Below are 20,795 nucleotides of genomic sequence, written 5' to 3'. Positions count from 1 at the left end.
GTCTGTTCGCTGTCTGTCCCTAGTGCCATGCTGTATCCATGAGCGGGGGATACGACAAAGATTTTCTGAGGGCACGCGTTGAACTGCCCAGTCCGTCGGCAACGACGATTCTTTTGGACTACACACACTTTTCCGTGCGCTTCCGGGCTCCCCGGAAGCTCGCGGCGATCGTGGGGGTCAACATCAGTGGCGGGGAACTGACCCCACTGGCCCGGGAAGGGACTTGGCATTTCGATGACAGGATCCCCAAAGAACAACAGGCGGGCCCGGACGTCTACAAGAACAACGCGTTCGATCGCGGGCACTTGGTTCGTCGCCTGGATCCCGTCTGGGGCGACCCGGCCACGGCCAAGAAAGCCAACCAGGACACGTTTGCCTTTACCAATGCCGCACCACAGGTGGACGACTTCAACCAGGGCAAGGAACTGTGGGTGGGGCTCGAGGACCACGTGCTGGGCCATGCGGACGCGTACGACGCCAAGCTCACTGTGTTCACCGGGCCAGTACTTCTCGACGACGACCTCCCGTACAGGGGTGTACAGGTTCCGCGGAAGTTCTGGAAAATCGCCGTATGGACCAACGACGCCAAGCTTGCCGCTGCCGGCTTTGTGCTGGACCAATCGCCATTGCTGGGGAAGGTTGAACTGAAGAAAGCGATCGATCAACGGCTCCTGGAAGGCGAACCGCCGCCCCTGGGGCCGTTCCGGACCTTCCAAGTCCCCATCGGTCAGATCGCTGACCTTACCGGTCTTAGCCTCACCAGGCTGGCCAACGCGGATCGCCTGATGAGCGGCCAGCGGGAACTCGGTAAGGAACCCAAAGCCATCAAGCTGGAGAGCGCCGAGCAGATCCGTTTATGAGTGGCCTCAAGACCCATATATAGACAGCTCCAAGAGCAGGAACCCTCGTTTATCAGCCGAATCGGCCTATTTATGTACGCCCGATAGACTTGAGGCTGCATGTCCGCATGCGCACCCAGCTTTTGAACACTGCACCAACCCCTGAGATTGGACACGGCCACCTTGCGAGAATTTACCGCCCGCTTTGCCACCGCCGAGGAAATCGATAACTGGGACAAGCACGTCACAGCCAACCCCAATGGCGGCAACATGCTGCAGTCGGACGCCTATGCGGCAGTCAAGGATGGCAACGGCTGGTTGGTCCGCCGCCTGGTTCTGGAGACCTCTGAATATTCCAGTTACAACCTGCTCCTTGAGAAGCAGTTCCCCATCCTGGGCCGGCTGTGGTACCTCATCAAGGGTCCTGACGCTGCCGCAGTGCAAGACATCAAACCGATGCTCACCGCCGTCGCCAATCTGGCACGTGAGCAGAAGATGAACGTCTTCACCATCAAGATCGAGCCAGACATCGTGGCATCCAGTGAGGCGACGGCCCAGCTCGCAGCCGTCGGGCTGGTCAAAGCCCCCAACATCCAGTCAAACGACTCAACAGCGTTGCTGGATATCTCGGCACCTGCCAATGAAGTGCTGCGGAGTATTTCATCGCGGGCCCGTAACGCCGTCCGCAGGGCAGAACGTGAAGGATGCGAAGTTCTCCCTGCCGAGCCCGGCGAGGAGACCTACCGCAAGCTCTATGCACTGATGCAAGACACAGTGAACGCCAAGGGTGCCATGCCGTTGCGGAGCTACGAGTACTACTCCCGTTTCTGGCACGAATTCTGCAGCCGCGGCCAGGGGAACTTCTTCTTTGTCTACGAGGACGGCGCACCCAGCGTGGGTGCTTTCGTTATCAACTATGGCTCCAAGGCAACCTACAAGGATGGCGGCTCCACGCAGAACCGCAAGCAATACGGTGACTCGCATTTGGTCCAGTGGGCAGCTATCCAGCGGATGCAGGATCTGGGCTGCGTTGAGTACGATTTCTGCGGCACGCCGCCTGCCGCCCGGATCAAGGACAAGACCCATCCCCTGTTCGGCATGGGCTTGTTCAAAACGAGTTTCACCAAGACCGTTACCGACTTCGTAGGCTGCTACGACCTCGTCCTCGGACCATTCCGCCATAAGCTCTGGCTCAAGGGTGCAGAGCGCGTCTTCCGCCGGCTGGAAACCATGCGCACCGGCGGACAGTTCTACTGAGAACCGGCACCAACCCAACACACTTCAGGCCCGCCCCGGCCACCAACGGGTGCAAATCTATCTAGGTGAGGTAATTTCTTTGACTCCGATTGAGGCTGGAACCGGCATGGAATTCGTGATTCTCAGTGACGCTGATTTCGAGACATTCGCCAAGGGACACCCGCAAGGCAGCTTCATCCAGTCCGTGGACCTGGCGCGTTTCCAGCGTGCCCGCGGCCAGGAAGTGGAGCTCTTTGGCGTGACCCGCGCCGGCAGCCTGATCGCCGCCGGAAAGCTCGTCTACACCGCCAATCGCTTTGGCTACAAGGTCTGCGACTGCGCAAAGGGACCACTGATGGACTACAGCGACGCCGAAGCGGTGCGGTTCGTCGTCGAGCAGTTGAAGAAGCACGCGGCCTCGAAGAAGGCCGCTGAACTGCGGATTTCACCGAACGTCAAGTACATCGCGCGCGACGAGGACGGCGCCGAGCACCCGGAAGTTGAGGACAACCGTCCACTGCTGAAGGAGCTGGCGGGGCTGGGCTTCAAGCACCAGGGCTTTGACATGAATTTCGCGAACATCAACTGGATGTTCGTCAAAAAACTGGACGGGATCGCCGATTCCGAAGAGCTCATCATGGGCATGAACTACCGCACACGCAAGGCCATTCGGAAGGCCGAAAAGAACGGCGTTTACCTGGAGCAGGCCACGCTGGAAACGCTGGACGACTTCTACAACGCGCTGAGCACGGCCGGCGACGAAAAGGGCTTCACGTACCGCGAGCGTGAATACTACGAGCAACTGCTCCGCAATACCTCGGATGAGTTCACCAAGCTCATGATGGCCAAGATCAACATCCCCGAATACCGGGCCTCCATCACTGAGCGCCTGGATGCCGAAGCCAAGACTCTCGCGGACCTCAAGCGCGACGTCGAGGAAACCGGGAGCAAGAAGAAGGCCAACCGCATCAAGGTGGTCCAGGACCTCGTGGATAGCTACGAGCGAAGCCTCAAGGACATCGAACGGTTCCCCGACTCTGTTGGCGTGGCTACCGTTGCGGCGATCCACTTCGCTTGCTCCGGCGATGAAATCGTGTGCGTGATCGGCGGCACTGTCCAGGACTACATCTACTTCAACGGAGCTACGTCGCTGTACTGGGGCATGATGCTGCACGCGCTCAACAATGGCTACTCGCGCTACAACTTCTATGGCACGTTCGGCATTCAGGGCCAGGATGAAACCGGTCACGGCGGCTACGAATTCAAGAAGGGCTTCGGCGGCGAAGTGGTCCAGCTGGTGGGCGACTTCGTGACGCCGGTGAACCTGCCGGTCTTCACCGCTTACCAGGCGGTCAGGAAGCTTGCAGGTGCCGCCAAGATGGTACTGGCAAAATTGCCGGAGCCCCGAAACCTGCTGAGGAAATTCCGGGGGAAGAACTAATCAACGAAGCCAAAGGGAGGAACACTGCGTGACTGAACGCCCTGAGGGCTCCGGCGGCAGGCCTCACACCGACGGCTTGCCCAAGACCCAGCCGATGCGGCCATCGCAAATCCGGCAGAACGCCAATGCCAAACGCATGCTGATGCGCTTGGTGCAAGGCGACAGCCCGCCCACCGCCCCCATGAACATCGTGGACCGGCTCGCGGGCAGTCCCTACGCCAACCCCACTATTCAGGTGGTCGGCGTCGACGCCTCAGCGCGTAAGACCATCGACTTCGCCTTGCATCTGGCCGAAGTCATGTTCCGCTACGGCGCAGGCGCCCTTGAAGTTGAGACCAGCATGATTGCCGTGACTGCGGCCCTTGGCTTGAAGAACGTTGAAGTGGACATCACCAACCAGTCGGTGGCCATCAACTATGCGCCGAAGGACCAGACCCCCATCACGTTGTTGCGTGTGGTGCGCTCGTGGACCAACAACTACGCCGGTCTCGCCCAGGTGCATCAACTGGTCACGGACATTGTGGCCGGGGGAGTTGGCCGCGACGAAGCAGTCCGTCGATTGAATGACATCGTCCGCAGCGCCAAGCCCTTCCCTCGCTGGATGGTCACGGTTGCCTTCGCTGTTTTCGCCGCGGTGTTCGTGGGCGTCCTGGGTGGCGGTCCGGGGGCATCAGCCCTGGCCTTTGCCTCCAACCTGCTGATCAGCCTGGTTGCGCGGCAGCTCAGCCGCTGGCGCACCCCGGACTTCTTCATCACGATGTCGTGCTCGTTCCTCGTCACGTTTATCGCCCTCATGCTGCGTTGGGCGGGGGCGGACATCGCTCCGTCCATTGTGGTTGCGGGCGGGATCCTGTTGTTGCTTCCAACAGGCAGGCTTGTGTCCTCCGTGCAGGACGCCATCAACGGCTTCCCCGTCACGGCGGCCGGGCGGTTCCTCTCCACGCTGCTCACCTTCGGCGCGATCGTCGCTGGCATCGCGGTCGCCGTCGTTGTGGGGACCCTCATGGGCAGCGAAGTCCTGGACGTCACCAAAACATTCCCGGATGCGTATCCTTTGTGGGGCCAAGCCATTCTGATTGCCATCGCCGTAGTGGCTATCGGCGTCACCGAGCAGACACAGATGCGTCTGTTACTCCCGACGGCGGCAGTCGGCTTGGTTGGCTTCTTCGTCTTGTGGGTTGCCACCACCGCCGGGTTTGGCGACCGCTTGTCGCCGGCAGTTTCGGCTGTGGCCATCGGCCTGCTGGCTCGGGTAGTGGCGCTCAAACTTGGCGCTCCCCAACTTGTAGTGGCTGTTCCGGCCGCGCTCATCCTGCTGCCCGGCCTGACCATATTCCGTTCAATGTATGTATTGACCATTGAGGAAGCGGACATTCTTCAGGGTGCCGGAGGGATGCTGAATGCAGGCGCGATCGTCCTGGGAGTGGCAGCAGGAATCGTGCTCGGCGACAACCTGGCAAGGCCGCTGACGAAGGGCCTATCCAGCAACGAGCGCCGCAGGGTAAGGCGCCGCTAAATTTGTCCTGGTCGCTAAATCTGTCCTACTGGTAGCTTCTTCTCTGCCTGGAAAACTTCCTCTACCCGGCCCTGAGCCCAATAGCCGGAGAGCGAAACCTGCGAACGCTCCAGGCCGCGTTGGGCGAAGAAGATCTGCCGCAGGCCCTTCATGTAGCCCCTTTCGCCATGCGCAAAGACGTCAACGCGGCCGGGCAGCCACTGCATTTCGCGAAGTGCGTCAAGCAGCAGCTCGCTTGATCCGGCCGGCACTCCGTTGCGTTGCAGCCAGTGGATTTCCAGGCCGGCAGGAGCAGAGACAGGCAGGATGTCCTCGGCGCTGTCCACCTCGAGGAACGCGTATCCGCGGGCTTCCGGGGCGAGAGCCTCTATGCAGGCTGCGATGGCTGGAATCGCGGCGTCATCGCCGGCGAAGAGGTGCCAATCGGCGTTGGGCGCAGGATTGTAGGCGCCGCCGGGGCCGGTAAAAATCAGCGAGTCCCCAGGTTCCGCTGCCGCTGCCCAGGGCCCTGCCAGGCCCTCGTCGCCATGGACTACGAAGTCAATTGCCAGTTCCCGTTCTTCAAGGTTCACCCAGCGGATGGTGTACGTCCGGGTGTGCGGCCATTGCTCACGTGGCATCGTCTCGCGGATGGCCCACAGGTCCAGCGGAAGTTGGTAATCAACGCCGGGCTGCGGAAAAACGATCTTGACGTATCGGTCCACGTATTCGTTGTTCGCATAGTCGCTGAACCCTGGGCCGCCGGCGACGATCCGCACCATATGAGGTGAGAGCCATTCTTTGCGCAGGACGGTCAGGTTAACCTGCGGGCGCGTGTTCCGGGTGGCGGACGAGGTGACGGGGAGAGCAGCCATGCAGGCAAGCCTAAGCTAATTCGTTGGGTGCCACCTGGGTATGAGTCGAAGGTTACAAGATGGGTAGTTCCCAATTGACGGGCTTTGCGCCCTGTGCCGACAACAGTTGGTTGGTTCGGCTGAACGGCTTGGAACCAAAGAAACCACGGGATGCCGACAGGGGACTGGGGTGCACCGAAGTGATTGCCGGTGTGTCATCCAGCAGCGGCATGACCGCTTCGGCGTCCTTCCCCCACAGAATCGCTACCAGGGGACTCCGGCCTCCCGCGCCGTCGGTGCGATGGGCTACCGCCCTGACGGCCGCCGTCGTGATTGCCTCCCAGCCTTTGCCTCGGTGTGATCCAGCACTGCCTGCTGCGACACTAAGGACCCGGTTCAGCAGCAGGACGCCTTGGTCCGTCCAGGCCGTGAGGTCGCCATGGATGCGTGGCGGGAGCCCGAGGTCGTCGTGGAGTTCACGATAGATATTTGCCAGGCTCCGGGGGATCGGCCGCGTATGCCGCGAAACGGCAAAGGAAAGCCCGACGGCGTGTCCCGGGGTTGGGTATGGATCCTGGCCAAGGATGAGTACTTTGACGTCAGCCAGTGGTCGGCGGAAAGCCCGGAGAAGGTTGGTAGCTGGAGGAAGGACTTGGATCCCTTGGGCAGCCTGACCCGCAACAAAGGCCAAAGCCTCACGGAGTTGACCTTCCACGGGTCGCAACGCGTCCGCCCAATCAGCGGCCATCAGCTCTTCCAAGGGTCGGTCAATAAGCTCGTCGAAGCCTGGATCGGCAACGCCGGCGGGTTCCAGGTCAAACAGTGCATCCTCACCAGTCACCCTGTCATTGTCTCCTCCATGGCATCGGCGGTGCGAATGACAGCGTTGTTATTCGCCCGTAACATGGGGGTAGGACATTTTCCCCCAACCAGCGTCAAGGAGTGTGCCGTGGCAGAACCAGCACCGGAACCAATGGCGCCGCAGTCTACCGGTTTGGCGCTCGAAGACCTGGCGGCCGAGACCCGCAAAGACTCACCTTTAAGTGACCGTGATCAGCAAATGTTGGCCTTGGAACGGCAATGGTGGAAGTACGCCGGCGCCAAGGAACAGGCGATCCGTGAGCTCTTCAATCTCTCCGCCACGCACTATTACCAGATCCTGAACGCACTTATCGATACGGAAGATGCGTTGGCCCACGATCCCATGCTTGTGAAGAGATTGCGTAGACTACGTACGTCGCGCCAACGTGCGCGGACAGCGCGCCGTTTGGGGTCCGACGCGTAAATCGCCCGGCTGATAGTCAGCAGCAACCAGCAAGGACAAGGCTTCACCATGACCAAATTTGCCAAGGATGAATTCGACCGGGTCCCACAGAACAGCTCCCGGCAGGGGGTGCACCGTGACGCCCAAGAGACAGTCCGCCCCAATCTGTGGCCGGTCTTGACCGTAGGAGCCGTCGCACTGGTGCTGGGACTCGTCGCTTTCCTGATACTTCCGCGGCTTGGCCTGGTGGCCCCCGGCGCGTCCACAAGCGTTTCGACGCCGGCGCCCCAGCAGAGCGAAACCTCCCCTTCTGCTGCACCTGCCGAATCAAGCAACGCCCCCATCGCTTCCGGTGAGCCGAGCCCGGGGACCACACCTTCGGGCGAACCCTCCGCAACTCCTTCTTCAGCGCCCGTGGACAAGACCGTTGCTGTAGCCGTCTACAACGGCACGGGTACGGCTGGCCTCGCCAGCCGTGTCGCAGGACTGGTCCAAGGCGATGGCTGGACCCTGGGAACTGTGGGGAACTGGGGTGGCCTGCCGCAGCAGTCGTCCGTCGTCTTCTACAACGTTCCCGGGCAGAAGACGAACGCAGAAGCGCTGGGCAAGCTCCTCGGTATCAGCGCGGTCGTTGAATCTCCTGAAATACAGCAGCCACTGGTTGTTGTTGTGGGACCTGGCTACCAGTAATTTCGCTGATTTTCGGCAGTTTTTCAGTAGGTTTCAGCCCCGAAAGCCGCAACTCGGTTAAGCCTCAATAACAAAAGTCATGGTGGGCCCCTCGGCAGCAGCGCGCGGATAGTGACTGTGGTTACAGTGGATTGATTCCGGTCCGGAGATCCCGGCAACCGGTCTTGGCTACTGTGAAAGTGTGGGCATCATGGCTTTGGGAACCGTCAAATGGTTCAATGCCGAAAAAGGATACGGCTTCATCACTGTGGATGACTCCGGCGACGACGTCTTCGTGCACTGGTCCGCTATTCAGATGGAAGGCTTCCGTGCCCTCGAGGAAGGCCAGCGGGTGGAGTTCGAATTAGGCGAAGGCCAGAAGGGTCCGCAGGCGGAAAGCGTCCGCGTTGCATAGTCCTTATCCCGGTCGCGTCAGCTAACGGCTGAAACCCCTTTGTTTATAGCGCAAAGTGGCGCTTCTGCTTGCACTCTCCCCGGTCGAGTGCTAATTATTGATTTAGCACTCCTACGCTTCGACTGCTAACTGCGGCCCGGTTTACGCCGGGGGCGGATGGCTCTCGGAACGCCAGGAGGATCAAGAAACACCTTGGTGGGGTGAGGTCCGGAGCGCGGGGCATACAGAGGCCGCAAGCAAAGGACCGTCCGTCGCGGGCACCCCATCTGACAGGTTCCTTCTTAACGACTGTCCCGAAAGGACTACCGCCGTTATGGCCAAGATCATTGCATTTGATGAAGAGGCACGCCGCGGCCTCGAGCGAGGCCTGAACATCCTCGCCGACGCCGTCAAGGTCACCCTCGGCCCGCGTGGACGCAACGTCGTCCTCGAAAAGAAGTGGGGCGCCCCCACGATCACCAACGATGGTGTTTCCATCGCCAAGGAGATCGAGCTGGACGATCCTTACGAGAAGATCGGTGCTGAGCTGGTCAAGGAAGTTGCCAAGAAGACGGATGACGTCGCTGGCGACGGTACCACCACCGCTACGGTTCTCGCCCAGGCACTGGTGAAGGAAGGCCTGCGCAACGTTGCCGCCGGCGCCGACCCCCTGTCCCTCAAGCGCGGTATCGAGAAGGCTGTTGAGGCAGTCATCAAAGAACTGCTCGCCTCTGCCAAGGAAATCGAAACCAAGGAAGAGATCGCAGCCACGGCTTCCATCTCCGCCGGTGACCCGGAAATCGGCAGCCTGATCGCCGAAGCCCTGGACAAGGTGGGCAAGGAAGGCGTCATCACGGTCGAGGAGTCCAACACCTTCGGCCTGGAGCTCGAACTCACCGAAGGCATGCGCTTCGACAAGGGTTACATCTCCGCTTACTTCGTCACCGACGCTGAGCGCCAGGAAACGGTCCTCGAAGACCCGTACATCCTGATCGTGAACTCCAAGATCTCCAACGTGAAGGAACTCGTCACGGTCCTGGAGAAGGTCATGCAGTCCAACAAGCCGCTGCTGATCATCGCTGAAGACATCGAGGGCGAGGCCCTGGCCACCCTGATCGTCAACAAGATCCGTGGCACCTTCAAGTCCGTAGCCGTCAAGGCTCCGGGCTTCGGTGACCGCCGCAAGGCACAGCTCGCCGACATCGCCATCCTCACCGGTGGCCAGGTCATCTCGGAAGAAGTTGGCCTCAAGCTGGAGAACGCTGGCCTGGAACTCCTCGGTACCGCCCGCAAGGTTGTTGTTACCAAGGACGAGACCACCATCGTTGAAGGTGCCGGCGACGCCGAGCAGATCGCGGGCCGTGTTGCCCAGATCCGCGCCGAGATCGAGAACTCCGATTCCGACTACGACCGCGAGAAGCTGCAGGAACGCCTGGCCAAGCTGGCCGGCGGCGTTGCAGTCATCAAGGCCGGTGCCGCAACCGAAGTTGAGCTCAAGGAACGCAAGCACCGCATTGAGGACGCAGTCCGCAACGCCAAGGCTGCTGTTGAAGAAGGCATCGTCGCCGGTGGTGGCGTTGCCCTCATCCAGGCAGGCGCCAAGGCATTCGCCAACCTCACCCTCCAGGGTGACGAAGCAACCGGTGCCAACATCGTCAAGGTTGCCATCGACGCTCCGCTGAAGCAGATCGCCTTCAACGCTGGCCTCGAGCCGGGCGTAGTTGCCGACAAGGTTCGCGGCCTGCCTTCCGGCCACGGCCTGAACGCTGCCACGGGTGTCTACGAAGACCTGCTGGCTGCCGGCGTCAACGACCCCGTAAAGGTTACCCGCTCGGCTCTCCAGAACGCTGCTTCCATCGCTGGTCTCTTCTTGACCACCGAGGCTGTAGTTGCCGACAAGCCTGAGAAGAACGCTCCGGCTGCCGGTGGCGACGACATGGGCGGCATGGGCGGCTTCTAAGCCTCCTAAGCTGTAGCATCACGCTTCAGAGCACACGACGGCGGTCCTCACCATTTGTGGGGGCCGCCGTCTTGCTGTGCCGCCCAATGAGTAGCAGGTCAGACCGTTCTGAGTGCTCAGAACGACATGTCCTGCTATCTGGTTGGGTGCTTGCACGCTTTCAGTGTCTGTGTGGTCTGGCAGGATTGAAGGCATGACGATTATTGCTGCCGCCGATGGCTCTGCCCTCGGCAATCCTGGGCCGGCCGGTTGGGCCTGGTATGTTGACGACTCCTGTTGGCGCGCAGGAGGTTGGCCCCACGGCACCAACAACATGGGCGAGCTCATGGCTGTCCTGGACCTGTTCCGCTCCACTGCCCACGTACCGCAAGAAGAACTGCTGATCCTTTGCGACAGCCAGTACGTCATCAACTGCATCACTAAGTGGATGCCCGGGTGGAAGCGGAAGGGCTGGCGCAAGGCTGACGGAAAGCCCGTCCTGAACGTTGACCTTCTCAAGGACATCGACCAAGCAATTGTCGGACGCAAATACACGTTTGAATGGGTCAAGGGGCACGCCGGACACGACCTCAACGAGGCAGCAGACGAGCGCGCACGCGCCGTAGCCACCGCTTTCCAGCAGGGCACGGCCGCTCCAATCGGACCGGGGTTTACAGGCTCAGGCCAAGGCTCGGCCGAGCCTGTTCCTGCTACAGCTGGCACCGGCAGCATTACGAGTACCCGCCCAGTTCCCACAACCGCCTCAGTTCCCCCGGCCAGAGCCGGGCGCAGCTTCCAATCCCACTCGGAACCCACGCTGTTCGGGGAATCGGGTATCTTCGGTCAGCCGGATCTTTTCAGTGAACTGGACGAGGACGCATCCGCACAGGAATTGCCCGCGGAGGAAATCGTGGTTGCCTTGGAGCGCGAGCTCCTCCGCCCGGATGTGCGCACTGACATCGGCAGGATCGGAGTATTGCTCCATCCTGACTTTGCCGAGATTGGCAGTTCTGGTCGCTTCTGGACCCGGGACGCCATGATGGTCGCCCTTGAGGAGGACCCTGGCGAGCCCATTGAGCTGGAAGTTCTTAGCGCAGATCGCCTGAGTGAGAACACTATCCTGCTGAATTACCGCAGTTTCGCGCATTCAGGTTCGGCCCTCCGCAGTTCCGTTTGGCTTCTGGACCGAGGCCAGTGGCGGCTCCGGTTCCACCAGGGCACCCCCGAAAACTGAGCCAACCGGAAGCACGGCGCAGGAAGCAACGGGCTTGATGACCTGCGGGGCGGCTGCACAGGGGGAAGACAGCCGGCCCCGCAGGAGCTTATGTGAAGCAGGAGCTTGTGTGAAGCAGGACGTCGTATCCAGCTGGACCTCTTATCCAGCTGATCTTGGCGCTTCTAGTGGAGCATGGAGCCCCTAGTAGGCGAACCGCTGGGTGTTGCCCTGCTCCACTTCGAGGTAGCTTGCGGCTGCCGACGCTAAAGCCATGTTGATGGAAGCCAGTGAGGCCTCGACTTTGTTTTGCGTCAGGGACCATTCAAGGACAAGCGACTGGAAGTTGGTGGCAGCTGAGCCTTTCCAGGTGGCTTGAAGCTCGTCCAGTCCTTGTTTCATGGCTTGCACGTCCGTGCTGATGCGATCAACGGTTGCTTTGACGTTGGACGACTTGAGCTGAAGGAGCTCTGTGTCGACGGAAATGACGCTCATGGGTGGTGCCTTTCGACGATGATGTTCCGCTGCTCGCGGCGGTGTGCGTGGCCACAACATCGAGCCTAGGCAGCCGCCTGGAGCCGGGGAACAACCATTCGTCGCTATGTGGATAACACTCTGTTGACGAGCCGCTATATGGATAACGCCGCCATGGGGGACACCAGCGTTACTGGGATATCAGCTCCGCGGGCTCCTCGCGGAACGGGAGGCTGACCACCAAAGTTGCGCCGCCGCCGTCGGTCTCTTTCACCCGGACGCTGCCCCCATGCGAGCCCACGATGGCAGCCACAATGGCCAGTCCGAGGCCACTGCCGCCGGTCTCGCGGGTGCGGGAGGTATCGGCACGATAGAAGCGTTCAAAGATCTTCTTGGTCTCAGCCTCAGGAATGCCGGCCCCGTGATCCCGTATTTCGATGACCGAAAACGCCCCTTCAGGACTGGTCCGAACACCAACTGCGAGTTCTATGGGGGTGCCCTCTGGCGTGTAGCGAAGGGCATTGCCCACCAAGTTGCCGATAACCTGCCGGAGCTTGGCCTCATCCCCCTGGACTGGGGCTGGGGTGGGGGACGAACCTTCGAGTCCGATTAGGGTAATGTTCCGGTTGCCGGATGAGGCTTTGGTATCCACCACGGCGTCGTGCGCCAACAACTGCAGATCCACCGGCTTGAGCTGCAACGGCCGCTGCTCGTCCAGCCGGGCCAAGAGGAGCAGGTCCTCCACCATGGAACCCATCCGCTTGGCTTCGCTTTCGATTCTGCTCATGGCGGTGGCGACGTCTTCGGGAGTCGCCAGCGCGCCGTGGCGGTAAAGCTCAGAGAAACCCCGAATGGTGACCAAGGGAGTCCGGAGCTCATGGGAAGCATCCGCAGCGAAGCGGCGCATGCGGGCTTCAGAAGCGGCGCGCGCCGCAAAGGAAGCCTCAATGTGGGCCAACATTGCGTTCAGCGAAGCGCCAAGCCGGCCCACCTCTGTATGGGGGTTGTCTATTTCCACGCGTCGGGAGAGGTCGCCTGCGGCGATGGCTGCTGCTGTCTTCTCCACCCGGGCCAGAGGCCTGAAGGAGCGTGCCACAGTCCATGTAGCGATGAAGAACGCCAGGACCAGGGTCAGCAGGCCAACGCCCACCACCACCAGTACGGCGTGTTCCATGACTTTGTCCACGGGCGTCAGCGGCAGGCCGATAATCACCACGCCGTTCTGCCCGTTGGCCACGACGCCCACGGCGACGACACGCCAGTTGCTACCCGCGGTGCCACTCACTTGGAACGGGGCATTGCCGCGCGCTTTGGCCTCGGCAGGAGTGATGTTCGCGATCGCGGGACGGTCACTTTGCAAGCCGCCGAAGGGGTACGGCGAAAGCCCCGGAACGTACAGGGTCAGTGAGTAATCCGTGGGTACCGCAGGGTTCGGCTCGGACAGCTTGTCGAATGACTGCTGGTCCTGGGCCAGTGCGACGGCGGCCTTGAGTTTGTCGTCCACCTGGCCTTGCAGGTAGCTCTTGACGAGCGTCAGCGTACCGGCGCCCGTCGCGGCCAGCGCCAGCAGGAGCAGTCCCATGATGATGGCGACGAGCTGCGACCTCAGGGACGCCGATTTCCAGCGTTGCAGCAAGGTCAGCGCTTCTCTGCCGTTCGCAGCACGTAGCCCACTCCGCGCTTGGTTTGGATGAGGGCTGCGGCATCGGGGTCGATGTCCACCTTGCGGCGCAGGTAGGAGATGTACGACTCAACGATGGAGGCGTCGCCGTTGAAGTCGTATTCCCACACGTGGTCCAGGATCTGTGCCTTGGAGAGAACGCGGTTGGGGTTCAGCATGAGGTAGCGCAGGAGCTTGAACTCGGTGGGCGACAGTTCAATGACCGTGCCACCGCGTCGCACCTCATGGGCGTCGTCGTCGAGCTCGAGGTCGTCCACCCGGATCACGGCATCGTCATCCTCAAGGGGCTGCGTCCGGCGCAGTACGGCGCGGATGCGGGCCACTACTTCGTCGAGGCTGAATGGCTTGGTGACGTAGTCGTCCCCGCCCACGGTCAGGCCCGTTACCTTGTCCTCGGTATCGTCCTTCGCCGTGAGGAACAGAACGGGGAAGTGTTTGCCTGCAGCACGGAGCCGCCGCGTCACTGTAAAGCCGTCCATGTCCGGCAGCATGACGTCCAGGACTGCGAGGTCGGGGGCGTGAAGGTCGGCGGCAGCCAAGGCTTCGCGACCGTTGGATGCGGCAACGACCTCGAAACCTGCAAACCGCAGGGACGTGGAGAGAAGCTCGCGGATGTTGGGTTCGTCGTCGACGACAAGGAGCTTGGCTTCGGGGCCGTTCTTTTTCATGACACCCATGATGCTCCCAGTTTCTGTGAGTTATCTGGATGCTTGATGTGAGGAGACTGCGTGCCGCCTCAGGCGCCCAGCGCGAGCCCTGCGCCGAGGGCTCCCATGGTCACAGCGATCCCGCCGTCCAGAATCCGCCAGGACTTGGGCCGCGCGAAGAAGCCGCGCAGGAACCTGGCACCGAAGCCCAGGGAGCAGAACCAGAGGATGCTGCCCAGCATGGCCCCGGCGCCGAACCACCATTGCAAAGGAGTCCCTTGGGCGCTGGCCAGCGAGCCGATAAGTGCGATGTCCAGATAGACGTGCGGGTTGAGCCACGTCAGCGCCAGTACGGTGGTGAGGACCGCGGCGAGGCCACGTTTGGCGTCATCATCAGGGGACGCAGTATCCGAAGAAACGAGCACCTGCGGGCGAAGGGCCCGACGGGCCGCAAGTACCCCATAAGTCACCAGGAAAGCCGCTCCCACAAAGCGCAAGATCACGACGGCGGCAGGAGCGGCCGCGATCAGCGCGCCTGTGCCAAGCACACCGGCGGCGATAAGAAGGGCGTCTGAGAGGGCGCAAACTGCGACAACCGCGCCTATGTGTTTGCCGAGGATTCCTTGCCGAAGGACGAAGGCGTTTTGGGCGCCGATGGCAACGATGAGGCCGAGACCTGTCGCGAGGCCGAGGCCGGCAGAGTTGAAGATGTCAGAGAAAGTCACTCTTCAAAACTATGGTTCCCAAGACATTTAGGACAGCTAATGTTTTTGACGTACCGTAAGATTTTCTTATGCCACAGTTTCCCTCTGAGCAGTTGGTAACGTTCGCCACCGTACTTTCGGAAGGCACGTTGGATGCGGCAGCGCGCCGGCTGCACATCACGCCGTCGGCAGTGTCCCAACGCTTGAAGGCGCTTGAGCAATCGTCCGGAAGGGTCCTGCTTCAGCGGAGTAATCCCGCGCAGGCCACCGAAGCAGGCGAAGTGGTCCTTCGACTCGCCCGCCAGGTGGCCCAGTTGGAAGCAGATGCAGTCGTTGAGTTGGGTTTGGGCGCGGACGGTCCGCAGCTGGCTGTGCCAATCGTGGTGAATGCGGACTCGCTTGCGGTTTGGTTCCTGCAAGCACTTGCCCGTGTGCCCAGCGATCTCAACATCACCTTTGACCTGCACCGCGACGACGAGCAACACTCCACCTCGATGCTGCGTTCGGGGACTGTCATGGCTGCAGTCACGGCCACCCCGGACCCGGTGCAGGGCTGCCGTGTGGAGAGCCTCGGAGTCATGCGTTACCGGGCAGTGGCAGCTCCGGTCTTTGTTGATCGTTGGTTTGCAGATGGGGTGGACGGAGGCAAGCTCAACACGGCACCGGCCGTGGATTTCGACCGAAAGGACACCTATCAGTGGGCTTTCGTGGAATCGTGGCCGGATGCTCCACAAGCACGACAGAAGGGGCCGCGGCACTACGTGCCGGCGTCGCAGGACTTCGGCGATGCCATTCGCCTGGGCCTGGGCTGGGGACTGATTCCGGAAGTTCAATGCGGGCCGGACATTGCCGACGGGCGCTTGATTGAACTTGCCCCCGAGCGTCCCTTTGATGTTCCGCTCTACTGGCAGCGCTGGAAGACAGCATCAAAAGTTCTCGACGTCCTTAGCTCTACGGTGAGGAAAGTCTCTGCCGAGTATCTTCGGACGCCGTAGTCCAGATCGTTCCAAGTTATGGTTCGCGACCCTCTTTGCTGCCGGCGCTTCCTCCAGGCAACCCATTTCAGTTGCCTTCGAGGGGGTCGGGCATCAAAGAAGGTCAGGACGCCACGGGCCCAAGACTTTGGATCCGAACACGCCGACGGATGCTCCTAAAAATGTCAGTGCGCCATTCCACACTGGAAACATGGCAAAAGAAGCAGCCCCCATCAGCATTCATCACAATGAAAAAGCCGCGGACGTCGAGTTCCACGTGACGTACCTGGATACAGACTCGGGCCACATCCGCCGCGAGGAATTTCCGGACCTGGCATCAGCCGAGCGCTTCGCCAGCGCACAGCTCCATGACGCCGATTGCTGGGCAGTGGTGGATCACGTTGCAATCCAGCACGCCAGCCGCATGGTGGCCTGAGCACGTCTACCCGAAAGACATCCGCCCACAACCGTCCTATTCAGGACGGTTGTGGGAATGGCCACCGTGTACGAAGTCAGATGACACGCCTTCGTACTTCAGCATCATCATCATTCCCTCTGCAGCATGGTCCAGGTTGTGGCAGTGATCCATCCAGATGCCCGGATTGTCCGCATGCAGCAGTAGCTCCCATACTTCGCCCGGCAGCACGTCCACGGTGTCAAGGATCAGCGGCGATCCACTCGGGGCAACCCCGTTCCTGCTGAGTACTTGAACGTGGTGTCCGTGGGGATGCATGGGATGCGGCTCCGCGGTGCGGTTGACGATCGTCATTTTCAAAGTGTCCCCCTCCGCCACCTCAATGGAAGGCACCAGGGGATAGGAGGCGCCGTTCACCGTAAACGCATAGCGCGGAACTCCGTCAACAAAGCGGAACTGGCGGTCCAACACCAGCACTTCCTCCCGGACATTTTCTGCGGGTGCCGGTGTTCCAGCCACGGGTTCGCCGTAGTCCAAAAGGTCCAGGACGGGCGTCGTCGCAAAGACGCCCGGCCGTGCCTTCTCAGGGACGGCGGGCGCCGTCTCCCGGACATCCCGCGCCTTCTCCGGGACGTCGGCTGCTTTCGCTGCGGCATGAGCACCCTCCCCGTCCGGGCTGGACGGGGCGATCACGACGACGGCGCTGGCCGCCGAGTCAGAGCGCAGCGTCACCTCGGATTCGGGCATTGTGAAGGTGACGTCCATCCTTCCTCCGGCTCCAAGCCGCAATAGCTTCCCTGTGACCTCCTGGGGCTGGTTCACCTCCGTTCCGTCCATGGCCGCAACCTTGAACGCCGTTCCGTCCAGAAGGTAACGCTGTGGCAGGGAATCAGTGTTGATGAGGCGCACCCGAACGCTGGAGCCCGGGACGGCCGCATGAACACTGCTGCGGTCTGAGGAGCCCAGCAACCCCAGACCGCCGAGGTCGTGTCCCGCCACCACAATGTCAGTATCCGCGCGAGGCAGTGTGGGGTTGTGCACGACGAATGTGCCGTAGAGGCCCTTGCGGACACCTTCGGCTGCGTCCTGGTGCGTGTGGTACCAATATGTGCCGGCTTGGGCAGCAAGGAAGCGGTAGGTCATGGACTGCCCGGGCATGACGGCGTCCTGTGTTGCCCCGGCCACGCCGTCCATGGCGTTGGGGACGTCGTAACCGTGCCAGTGCAGAGTCACGCCAGCGCTCACGTCCTGGTTCTTAAGCTCAACTTCCATGACCTCGCCCAGTTGGGCCTCAATGCCGGGCCCGGGGAGGCTGCCAAAGGTCCAGGCATCGGTGGACTCCCCGGAGGGCAAGGTTATGTGTTCCGTGCGGGCAGTGAGCTCGTAGTGCCGGACCACGGCATTGTCAGGGATGTCTCCCACCAAGCTGGTTACCGGAGTTGGGGCCACCACTGGTGCAGCGGTGACACCTCGGTGATGACCGACGGCGGCCGCGATCACCGCGCCATCGGCGGACCGGCTACCCAGCCAGGCAAAGACTCCCGAGCCCAAAGCGGTGCAGGCCATGAGTCCGGCGACTGCAGCAGCCGCCGTCGTGCGCCTGCGAACCACACGGCCCTGGCCGGGTGAGGCGCTGCTGCCGGGATGAGCGGGATGAGCGGGCGGACGCTGGAACGGAGGAAACAGAGGGAACAGCGCGAGCCTGGCTAGCATCACGGTCCCTGCAACCAGGAAGAAGAGAATCGCCAGCGTCCACGGGGCGGGGAATGGGCCGAGGACGAAGATCAGCGCAAGTGAGGCAATTGCCGAAGCCGCGGCCGACACCATGGCGAGAACAGCCCATTCCTGGGCTCGGCCAGCACGGTTGGGGAGAGTCCGCGAAGGTTTTGAGCCGGTGTTCCGCCTCCTCAGCAAGTACGGAACACCGGCCATCGCGGCCCAAGCCGCGGGGATGGCGGTCAAAGGCAGGCTGATGGTTGTGCGTTCGCTGGCAAACCACCAACTGCCCGCCACCAAAGCGGGGAGCAAGGCATAGCGCGCCGCCGTGGCAACGACGGCCAGGCCCAGCAGAAGAAGCGCCAAGTCGATAACGCGTGGCTTGGCCGGCCTCCTGTCAGCTGTTGAAGAAATGGCCATGCAGGCGGCGGCTATCCAGACGCCGGCTGCAAGGACGGCCAGCATCAGGTCGACGGCCAGTAGCTGTGAAATATTCACAGCCGCCGCTGATCACGCCGTAGCGGACGAGGCGGAAGCATCCGATGCTGCTGCCTTGGGTGGAAGGGGCTGGGGATTGAGTGCAAGCGCACGGGCACGTCTGAACAACCAGTAGGACATGAAGATGATCAGCAGTCCTGTGACCGGGTGGATGGAAGCCACCCACGATCCGGAGGGCGTGATGAAATCTTCCGACGAACCAGTGAGCATGCCGCCGATGATGAAGATGAACAGCTGGACCCACGTCATGAGGAAGATGCCGGCGGCAAGCCAGATAGTTCGGGATCCGGCTTTGGCAATAGCCGCGACAATCACAGCCAACAGCGCCGAATAGCGCAGCACGTATTGGCCGTTCATTACGTGATAAACGCCCGCTTCGTGCTGGGCTTCAATGCTGTTTTGGAAATGGAAGTAGCCGGCAAAAAAGAGCTGGGCAAGCCCTGATAGCAGGATGATTGCCGACAGGACCAGGAGGGTCTTACGCATAGGGAATCCTCTGGTAAAAAAATCACAGATTCTTCAAGGCCTTCGAATCGTCGGCACCCTGGCTGCGGGCTACCCCCACTGCCGACGACTGGCCGCCAGGCTGCCTGGACCAAGGGCAGCCATTAAAAGCGGAGAGCTTCACTTGGAATCCTAAAATTGCTGGAGATAAATAGCAATGGCCTCACGACTATTCGTCTGTGGCAGCGTCCTTGCCCACATCCTTGGCATCCATGATCCGGTAGGCATATCCCTGCTCAGCCAGGAAACGCTGGCGCTTGGCTGCAAAGTCCTGATCCAAGGTGTCGCGGGCCACGAGGGAGTAGAACCGCGCGGAACGGCCGTCTTGCTTGGGCCTCAGCAGGCGTCCCAGGCGTTGGGCCTCCTCCTGCCGGGACCCGAAGGAACCCGAAACCTGGATGGCGACTGAAGCTTCCGGGAGGTCGATGGAGAAGTTGGCAACCTTGGACACCACGAGCGTCTGGATCTCGCCCTTGCGAAAGGCATCAAAAAGTTTCTGCCGGGCTTTGACACTGGTTTCCCCCTTGATCAAGGGAGCATCCAGCCGCTCTGCGATCTCGTCCAGCTGGTCTATGTACTGGCCGATGACCAGTAGTTGCTCACCCTTGTGCGCCGCCACGAGCTGCTCTACCAGTTGGGTCTTTGTCTCGGAGGTTGCGCACAGCCGGTATTTGTCTGCGTCATCAGCCATGGCGTAGGCCACGCGCTCGTCACGGGGCAAATCGACGCGGACTTCAACGCAATCCGCCGGTGCGATGTAGCCCTGCGCTTCGATGTCCTTCCACGGAGCGTCGTAGCGCTTGGGTCCAATCAGGCTGAAGACTTCGCCTTCCCTGCCATCCTCGCGCACCAGCGTAGCCGTCAGTCCGAGCCTTCGCCGGGCCTGCAGGTCCGCCGTCATCCGGAAGATCGGGGCGGGCAACAAGTGCACCTCGTCATAGATGATCAGGCCCCAGTCATGGCCGTCCACGAGTTCAAGGTGCGGGTAAAGTCCACCGCGTTTGGTGGTGAGTACCTGGTAGGTGGCGATGGTGACCGGCCTGACTTCCTTGACTGCACCGGAATATTCGCCGATCTCATCTTCAGTCAAGGACGTCCGCTTGAGCAGTTCGTCCTTCCACTGACGTGCCGAAACCGTGTTGGTAACCAGGATCAGCGTTGTGGTGGAGGACGTCGCCATGGCGGCCGCGCCCACCAGGGTCTTTCCCGCACCACAAGGAAGAACGACGACGCCGCTGCCGCCGGCCCAGAAGTTCTCCGTGGCCAACTTCTGGTAAGGGCGCAACTGCCAGCCAGTTTCATCGAGCATGATCAGGTGGGGCTGCCCATTGACATACCCGGCAAGGTCTTCGGCCGGCCATCCCAACTTGAGGAGCAGCTGCTTGAGCTGGCCTCGCTGCGAGGAATGAACCACCACGGTCTCACCATCGATCCTGGGCCCAAGGAGTGGGGCGATTTTCTTGGCGCGGATGACTTCCTCCAGCACGGGGTAGTCGTCAGTTCGCATCACCAGACCGTGCTGTGGATCCTTTTCGAGGCGGAGCCTGCCATAGCGGGACATGGTCTCTTCGATATCGATCAACAGTGCATGCGGGACCGGGAATCGGGAGTACTTCAGCAGCGTATCCAACACCTGCTCGGCGTCGAGTCCGGCGGCACGGGCGTTCCAGAGCCCAAGAGGCGTCAGCCGGTAGCTGTGCATGTGCTCGGGAGCGCGCTCAAGTTCAGCAAATGCCGCAATGGCGTGCCTGGCTTCTGTAGCGAGCTCGTGGTCGACTTCCAACAGAATGGTTTTATCGCTTTGTACGATCAGTGGACCGTCGGTCACTCTTGTATCC

At 61.3% G+C, this 20,795-nt stretch carries 20 protein-coding genes; 11 read left to right on the top strand and 9 right to left on the bottom strand.

What is annotated here, in order from left to right; all coding sequences use genetic code 11:
* Positions 1–38 precede the first annotated feature (38 nt).
* From ABIE18_RS16110 to ABIE18_RS16095, 4 genes are all read left to right on the top strand, one after another.
* A complete protein-coding gene (locus tag ABIE18_RS16110) occupies positions 39–860 on the top strand; it encodes a DNA/RNA non-specific endonuclease (protein WP_499723661.1) in 822 nt (273 codons plus the stop codon).
* A gap of 147 nt (positions 861–1,007) precedes the next feature.
* Entirely contained in the window at positions 1,008–2,096 is a 1,089-nt protein-coding gene (locus tag ABIE18_RS16105) for a lipid II:glycine glycyltransferase FemX (RefSeq protein ID WP_499723660.1), read from the top strand.
* A 106-nt stretch (positions 2,097–2,202) separates the two neighbouring features.
* The gene (locus tag ABIE18_RS16100; RefSeq protein ID WP_499723659.1) at positions 2,203–3,516 is read left to right on the top strand and encodes a peptidoglycan bridge formation glycyltransferase FemA/FemB family protein; all 1,314 of its coding nucleotides are present in this window, start codon (positions 2,203–2,205) and stop codon (positions 3,514–3,516) included.
* A 28-nt stretch (positions 3,517–3,544) separates the two neighbouring features.
* Positions 3,545–5,032: a threonine/serine exporter family protein gene (locus tag ABIE18_RS16095; RefSeq protein WP_499723658.1), complete on the top strand. Its 1,488-nt coding sequence runs from the start codon at positions 3,545–3,547 to the stop codon at positions 5,030–5,032.
* Positions 5,033–5,046: 14 nt separating this feature from the next.
* Here ABIE18_RS16095 and ABIE18_RS16090 read toward each other — a convergent pair whose 3' ends face one another.
* Together ABIE18_RS16090 and ABIE18_RS16085 are read right to left on the bottom strand one after the other, a co-directional pair.
* Complete coding sequence (locus ABIE18_RS16090) at positions 5,047–5,886, bottom strand: siderophore-interacting protein (protein WP_499723657.1); 840 nt, start codon at positions 5,884–5,886, stop codon at positions 5,047–5,049.
* 52 nt (positions 5,887–5,938) lie between these two features.
* On the bottom strand, positions 5,939–6,706 hold the full coding sequence (locus tag ABIE18_RS16085; RefSeq protein WP_499723656.1) for a uracil-DNA glycosylase: 768 nt from the start codon (positions 6,704–6,706) through the stop codon (positions 5,939–5,941).
* A gap of 108 nt (positions 6,707–6,814) precedes the next feature.
* Here ABIE18_RS16085 and ABIE18_RS16080 point away from each other — a divergent pair, with 108 nt between their 5' ends.
* From ABIE18_RS16080 to ABIE18_RS16060, 5 genes are all read left to right on the top strand, one after another.
* Positions 6,815–7,150 (top strand): DUF3263 domain-containing protein, encoded by a 336-nt coding sequence (locus tag ABIE18_RS16080; protein WP_431118552.1) that lies wholly within the window; start codon positions 6,815–6,817, stop codon positions 7,148–7,150.
* A 48-nt stretch (positions 7,151–7,198) separates the two neighbouring features.
* Positions 7,199–7,819, top strand: a complete 621-nt coding sequence (locus tag ABIE18_RS16075; RefSeq protein WP_499723655.1) for a LytR C-terminal domain-containing protein — start codon at positions 7,199–7,201, stop codon at positions 7,817–7,819.
* Positions 7,820–8,009: 190 nt separating this feature from the next.
* Positions 8,010–8,213, top strand: a complete 204-nt coding sequence (locus ABIE18_RS16070) for a cold-shock protein (RefSeq protein ID WP_216926027.1) — start codon at positions 8,010–8,012, stop codon at positions 8,211–8,213.
* A gap of 313 nt (positions 8,214–8,526) precedes the next feature.
* The gene (gene groL / locus ABIE18_RS16065; protein ID WP_442005923.1) at positions 8,527–10,152 is read left to right on the top strand and encodes a chaperonin GroEL; all 1,626 of its coding nucleotides are present in this window, start codon (positions 8,527–8,529) and stop codon (positions 10,150–10,152) included.
* 193 nt (positions 10,153–10,345) lie between these two features.
* Positions 10,346–11,365 carry an RNase H family protein gene (locus ABIE18_RS16060; protein WP_499723654.1) on the top strand — a complete coding sequence of 340 codons (1,020 nt, stop codon included), beginning with the start codon at positions 10,346–10,348 and terminating at the stop codon, positions 11,363–11,365.
* A gap of 183 nt (positions 11,366–11,548) precedes the next feature.
* Here the strand turns inward: ABIE18_RS16060 and ABIE18_RS16055 are convergent, their stop codons facing one another.
* The 4 genes from ABIE18_RS16055 to ABIE18_RS16040 form a co-directional block, all read right to left on the bottom strand.
* Positions 11,549–11,839: a WXG100 family type VII secretion target gene (locus ABIE18_RS16055; protein ID WP_499723653.1), complete on the bottom strand. Its 291-nt coding sequence runs from the start codon at positions 11,837–11,839 to the stop codon at positions 11,549–11,551.
* Positions 11,840–12,008: 169 nt separating this feature from the next.
* Positions 12,009–13,454, bottom strand: coding sequence for a sensor histidine kinase (locus ABIE18_RS16050; RefSeq protein ID WP_499723652.1), 1,446 nt, complete (start codon positions 13,452–13,454; stop codon positions 12,009–12,011).
* 2 nt (positions 13,455–13,456) lie between these two features.
* Positions 13,457–14,167 (bottom strand): response regulator transcription factor, encoded by a 711-nt coding sequence (locus ABIE18_RS16045; RefSeq protein ID WP_026543233.1) that lies wholly within the window; start codon positions 14,165–14,167, stop codon positions 13,457–13,459.
* A gap of 68 nt (positions 14,168–14,235) precedes the next feature.
* Complete coding sequence (locus tag ABIE18_RS16040; RefSeq protein WP_499723651.1) at positions 14,236–14,871, bottom strand: LysE/ArgO family amino acid transporter; 636 nt, start codon at positions 14,869–14,871, stop codon at positions 14,236–14,238.
* Between the two features lie 68 nt (positions 14,872–14,939).
* Here ABIE18_RS16040 and ABIE18_RS16035 point away from each other — a divergent pair, with 68 nt between their 5' ends.
* Together ABIE18_RS16035 and ABIE18_RS16030 are read left to right on the top strand one after the other, a co-directional pair.
* On the top strand, positions 14,940–15,845 hold the full coding sequence (locus ABIE18_RS16035; protein ID WP_499723650.1) for a LysR family transcriptional regulator ArgP: 906 nt from the start codon (positions 14,940–14,942) through the stop codon (positions 15,843–15,845).
* Between the two features lie 190 nt (positions 15,846–16,035).
* Complete coding sequence (locus tag ABIE18_RS16030; RefSeq protein WP_477515944.1) at positions 16,036–16,260, top strand: hypothetical protein; 225 nt, start codon at positions 16,036–16,038, stop codon at positions 16,258–16,260.
* A 36-nt stretch (positions 16,261–16,296) separates the two neighbouring features.
* Here the strand turns inward: ABIE18_RS16030 and ABIE18_RS16025 are convergent, their stop codons facing one another.
* The 3 genes from ABIE18_RS16025 to ABIE18_RS16015 all read right to left on the bottom strand — a co-directional run bounded on the left by ABIE18_RS16025 (position 16,297) and on the right by ABIE18_RS16015 (position 20,785).
* A complete protein-coding gene (locus ABIE18_RS16025) occupies positions 16,297–18,453 on the bottom strand; it encodes a multicopper oxidase family protein (protein ID WP_499723649.1) in 2,157 nt (718 codons plus the stop codon).
* Positions 18,454–18,465: 12 nt separating this feature from the next.
* Complete coding sequence (locus ABIE18_RS16020) at positions 18,466–18,939, bottom strand: hypothetical protein (protein ID WP_499723648.1); 474 nt, start codon at positions 18,937–18,939, stop codon at positions 18,466–18,468.
* Between the two features lie 187 nt (positions 18,940–19,126).
* Positions 19,127–20,785, bottom strand: coding sequence for a DNA repair helicase XPB (locus ABIE18_RS16015; protein WP_216926037.1), 1,659 nt, complete (start codon positions 20,783–20,785; stop codon positions 19,127–19,129).
* Positions 20,786–20,795 lie beyond the last annotated feature (10 nt).

Origin of the sequence: Arthrobacter sp. 2762, from assembly GCF_040548745.1 — a bacterium.
Taxonomy (GTDB): Bacteria; Actinomycetota; Actinomycetes; order Actinomycetales; family Micrococcaceae; genus Arthrobacter.
The sequence above is the reverse complement of the archived record's forward strand: the minus strand, read 5'-3'. Positions and strand labels throughout refer to the sequence as shown.

Excerpts from the sequence above, each read along its gene's own strand:
- ABIE18_RS16110 (WP_499723661.1), top strand. The coding sequence starts at position 39 with ATGAGCGGGGGATACGACAAAGATTTTCTGAGGGCACGCGTTGAACTG.
- ABIE18_RS16100 (WP_499723659.1), top strand. The coding sequence starts at position 2,203 with ATGGAATTCGTGATTCTCAGTGACGCTGATTTCGAGACATTCGCCAAG.
- ABIE18_RS16090 (WP_499723657.1), bottom strand. The coding sequence starts at position 5,886 with ATGGCTGCTCTCCCCGTCACCTCGTCCGCCACCCGGAACACGCGCCCG.
- ABIE18_RS16075 (WP_499723655.1), top strand. The coding sequence starts at position 7,199 with ATGACCAAATTTGCCAAGGATGAATTCGACCGGGTCCCACAGAACAGC.
- ABIE18_RS16070 (WP_216926027.1), top strand. The coding sequence starts at position 8,010 with ATGGCTTTGGGAACCGTCAAATGGTTCAATGCCGAAAAAGGATACGGC.
- groL (WP_442005923.1), top strand. The coding sequence starts at position 8,527 with ATGGCCAAGATCATTGCATTTGATGAAGAGGCACGCCGCGGCCTCGAG.
- ABIE18_RS16060 (WP_499723654.1), top strand. The coding sequence starts at position 10,346 with ATGACGATTATTGCTGCCGCCGATGGCTCTGCCCTCGGCAATCCTGGG.
- ABIE18_RS16055 (WP_499723653.1), bottom strand. The coding sequence starts at position 11,839 with ATGAGCGTCATTTCCGTCGACACAGAGCTCCTTCAGCTCAAGTCGTCC.
- ABIE18_RS16045 (WP_026543233.1), bottom strand. The coding sequence starts at position 14,167 with ATGAAAAAGAACGGCCCCGAAGCCAAGCTCCTTGTCGTCGACGACGAA.
- ABIE18_RS16035 (WP_499723650.1), top strand. The coding sequence starts at position 14,940 with ATGCCACAGTTTCCCTCTGAGCAGTTGGTAACGTTCGCCACCGTACTT.
- ABIE18_RS16030 (WP_477515944.1), top strand. The coding sequence starts at position 16,036 with ATGGCAAAAGAAGCAGCCCCCATCAGCATTCATCACAATGAAAAAGCC.
- ABIE18_RS16020 (WP_499723648.1), bottom strand. The coding sequence starts at position 18,939 with ATGCGTAAGACCCTCCTGGTCCTGTCGGCAATCATCCTGCTATCAGGG.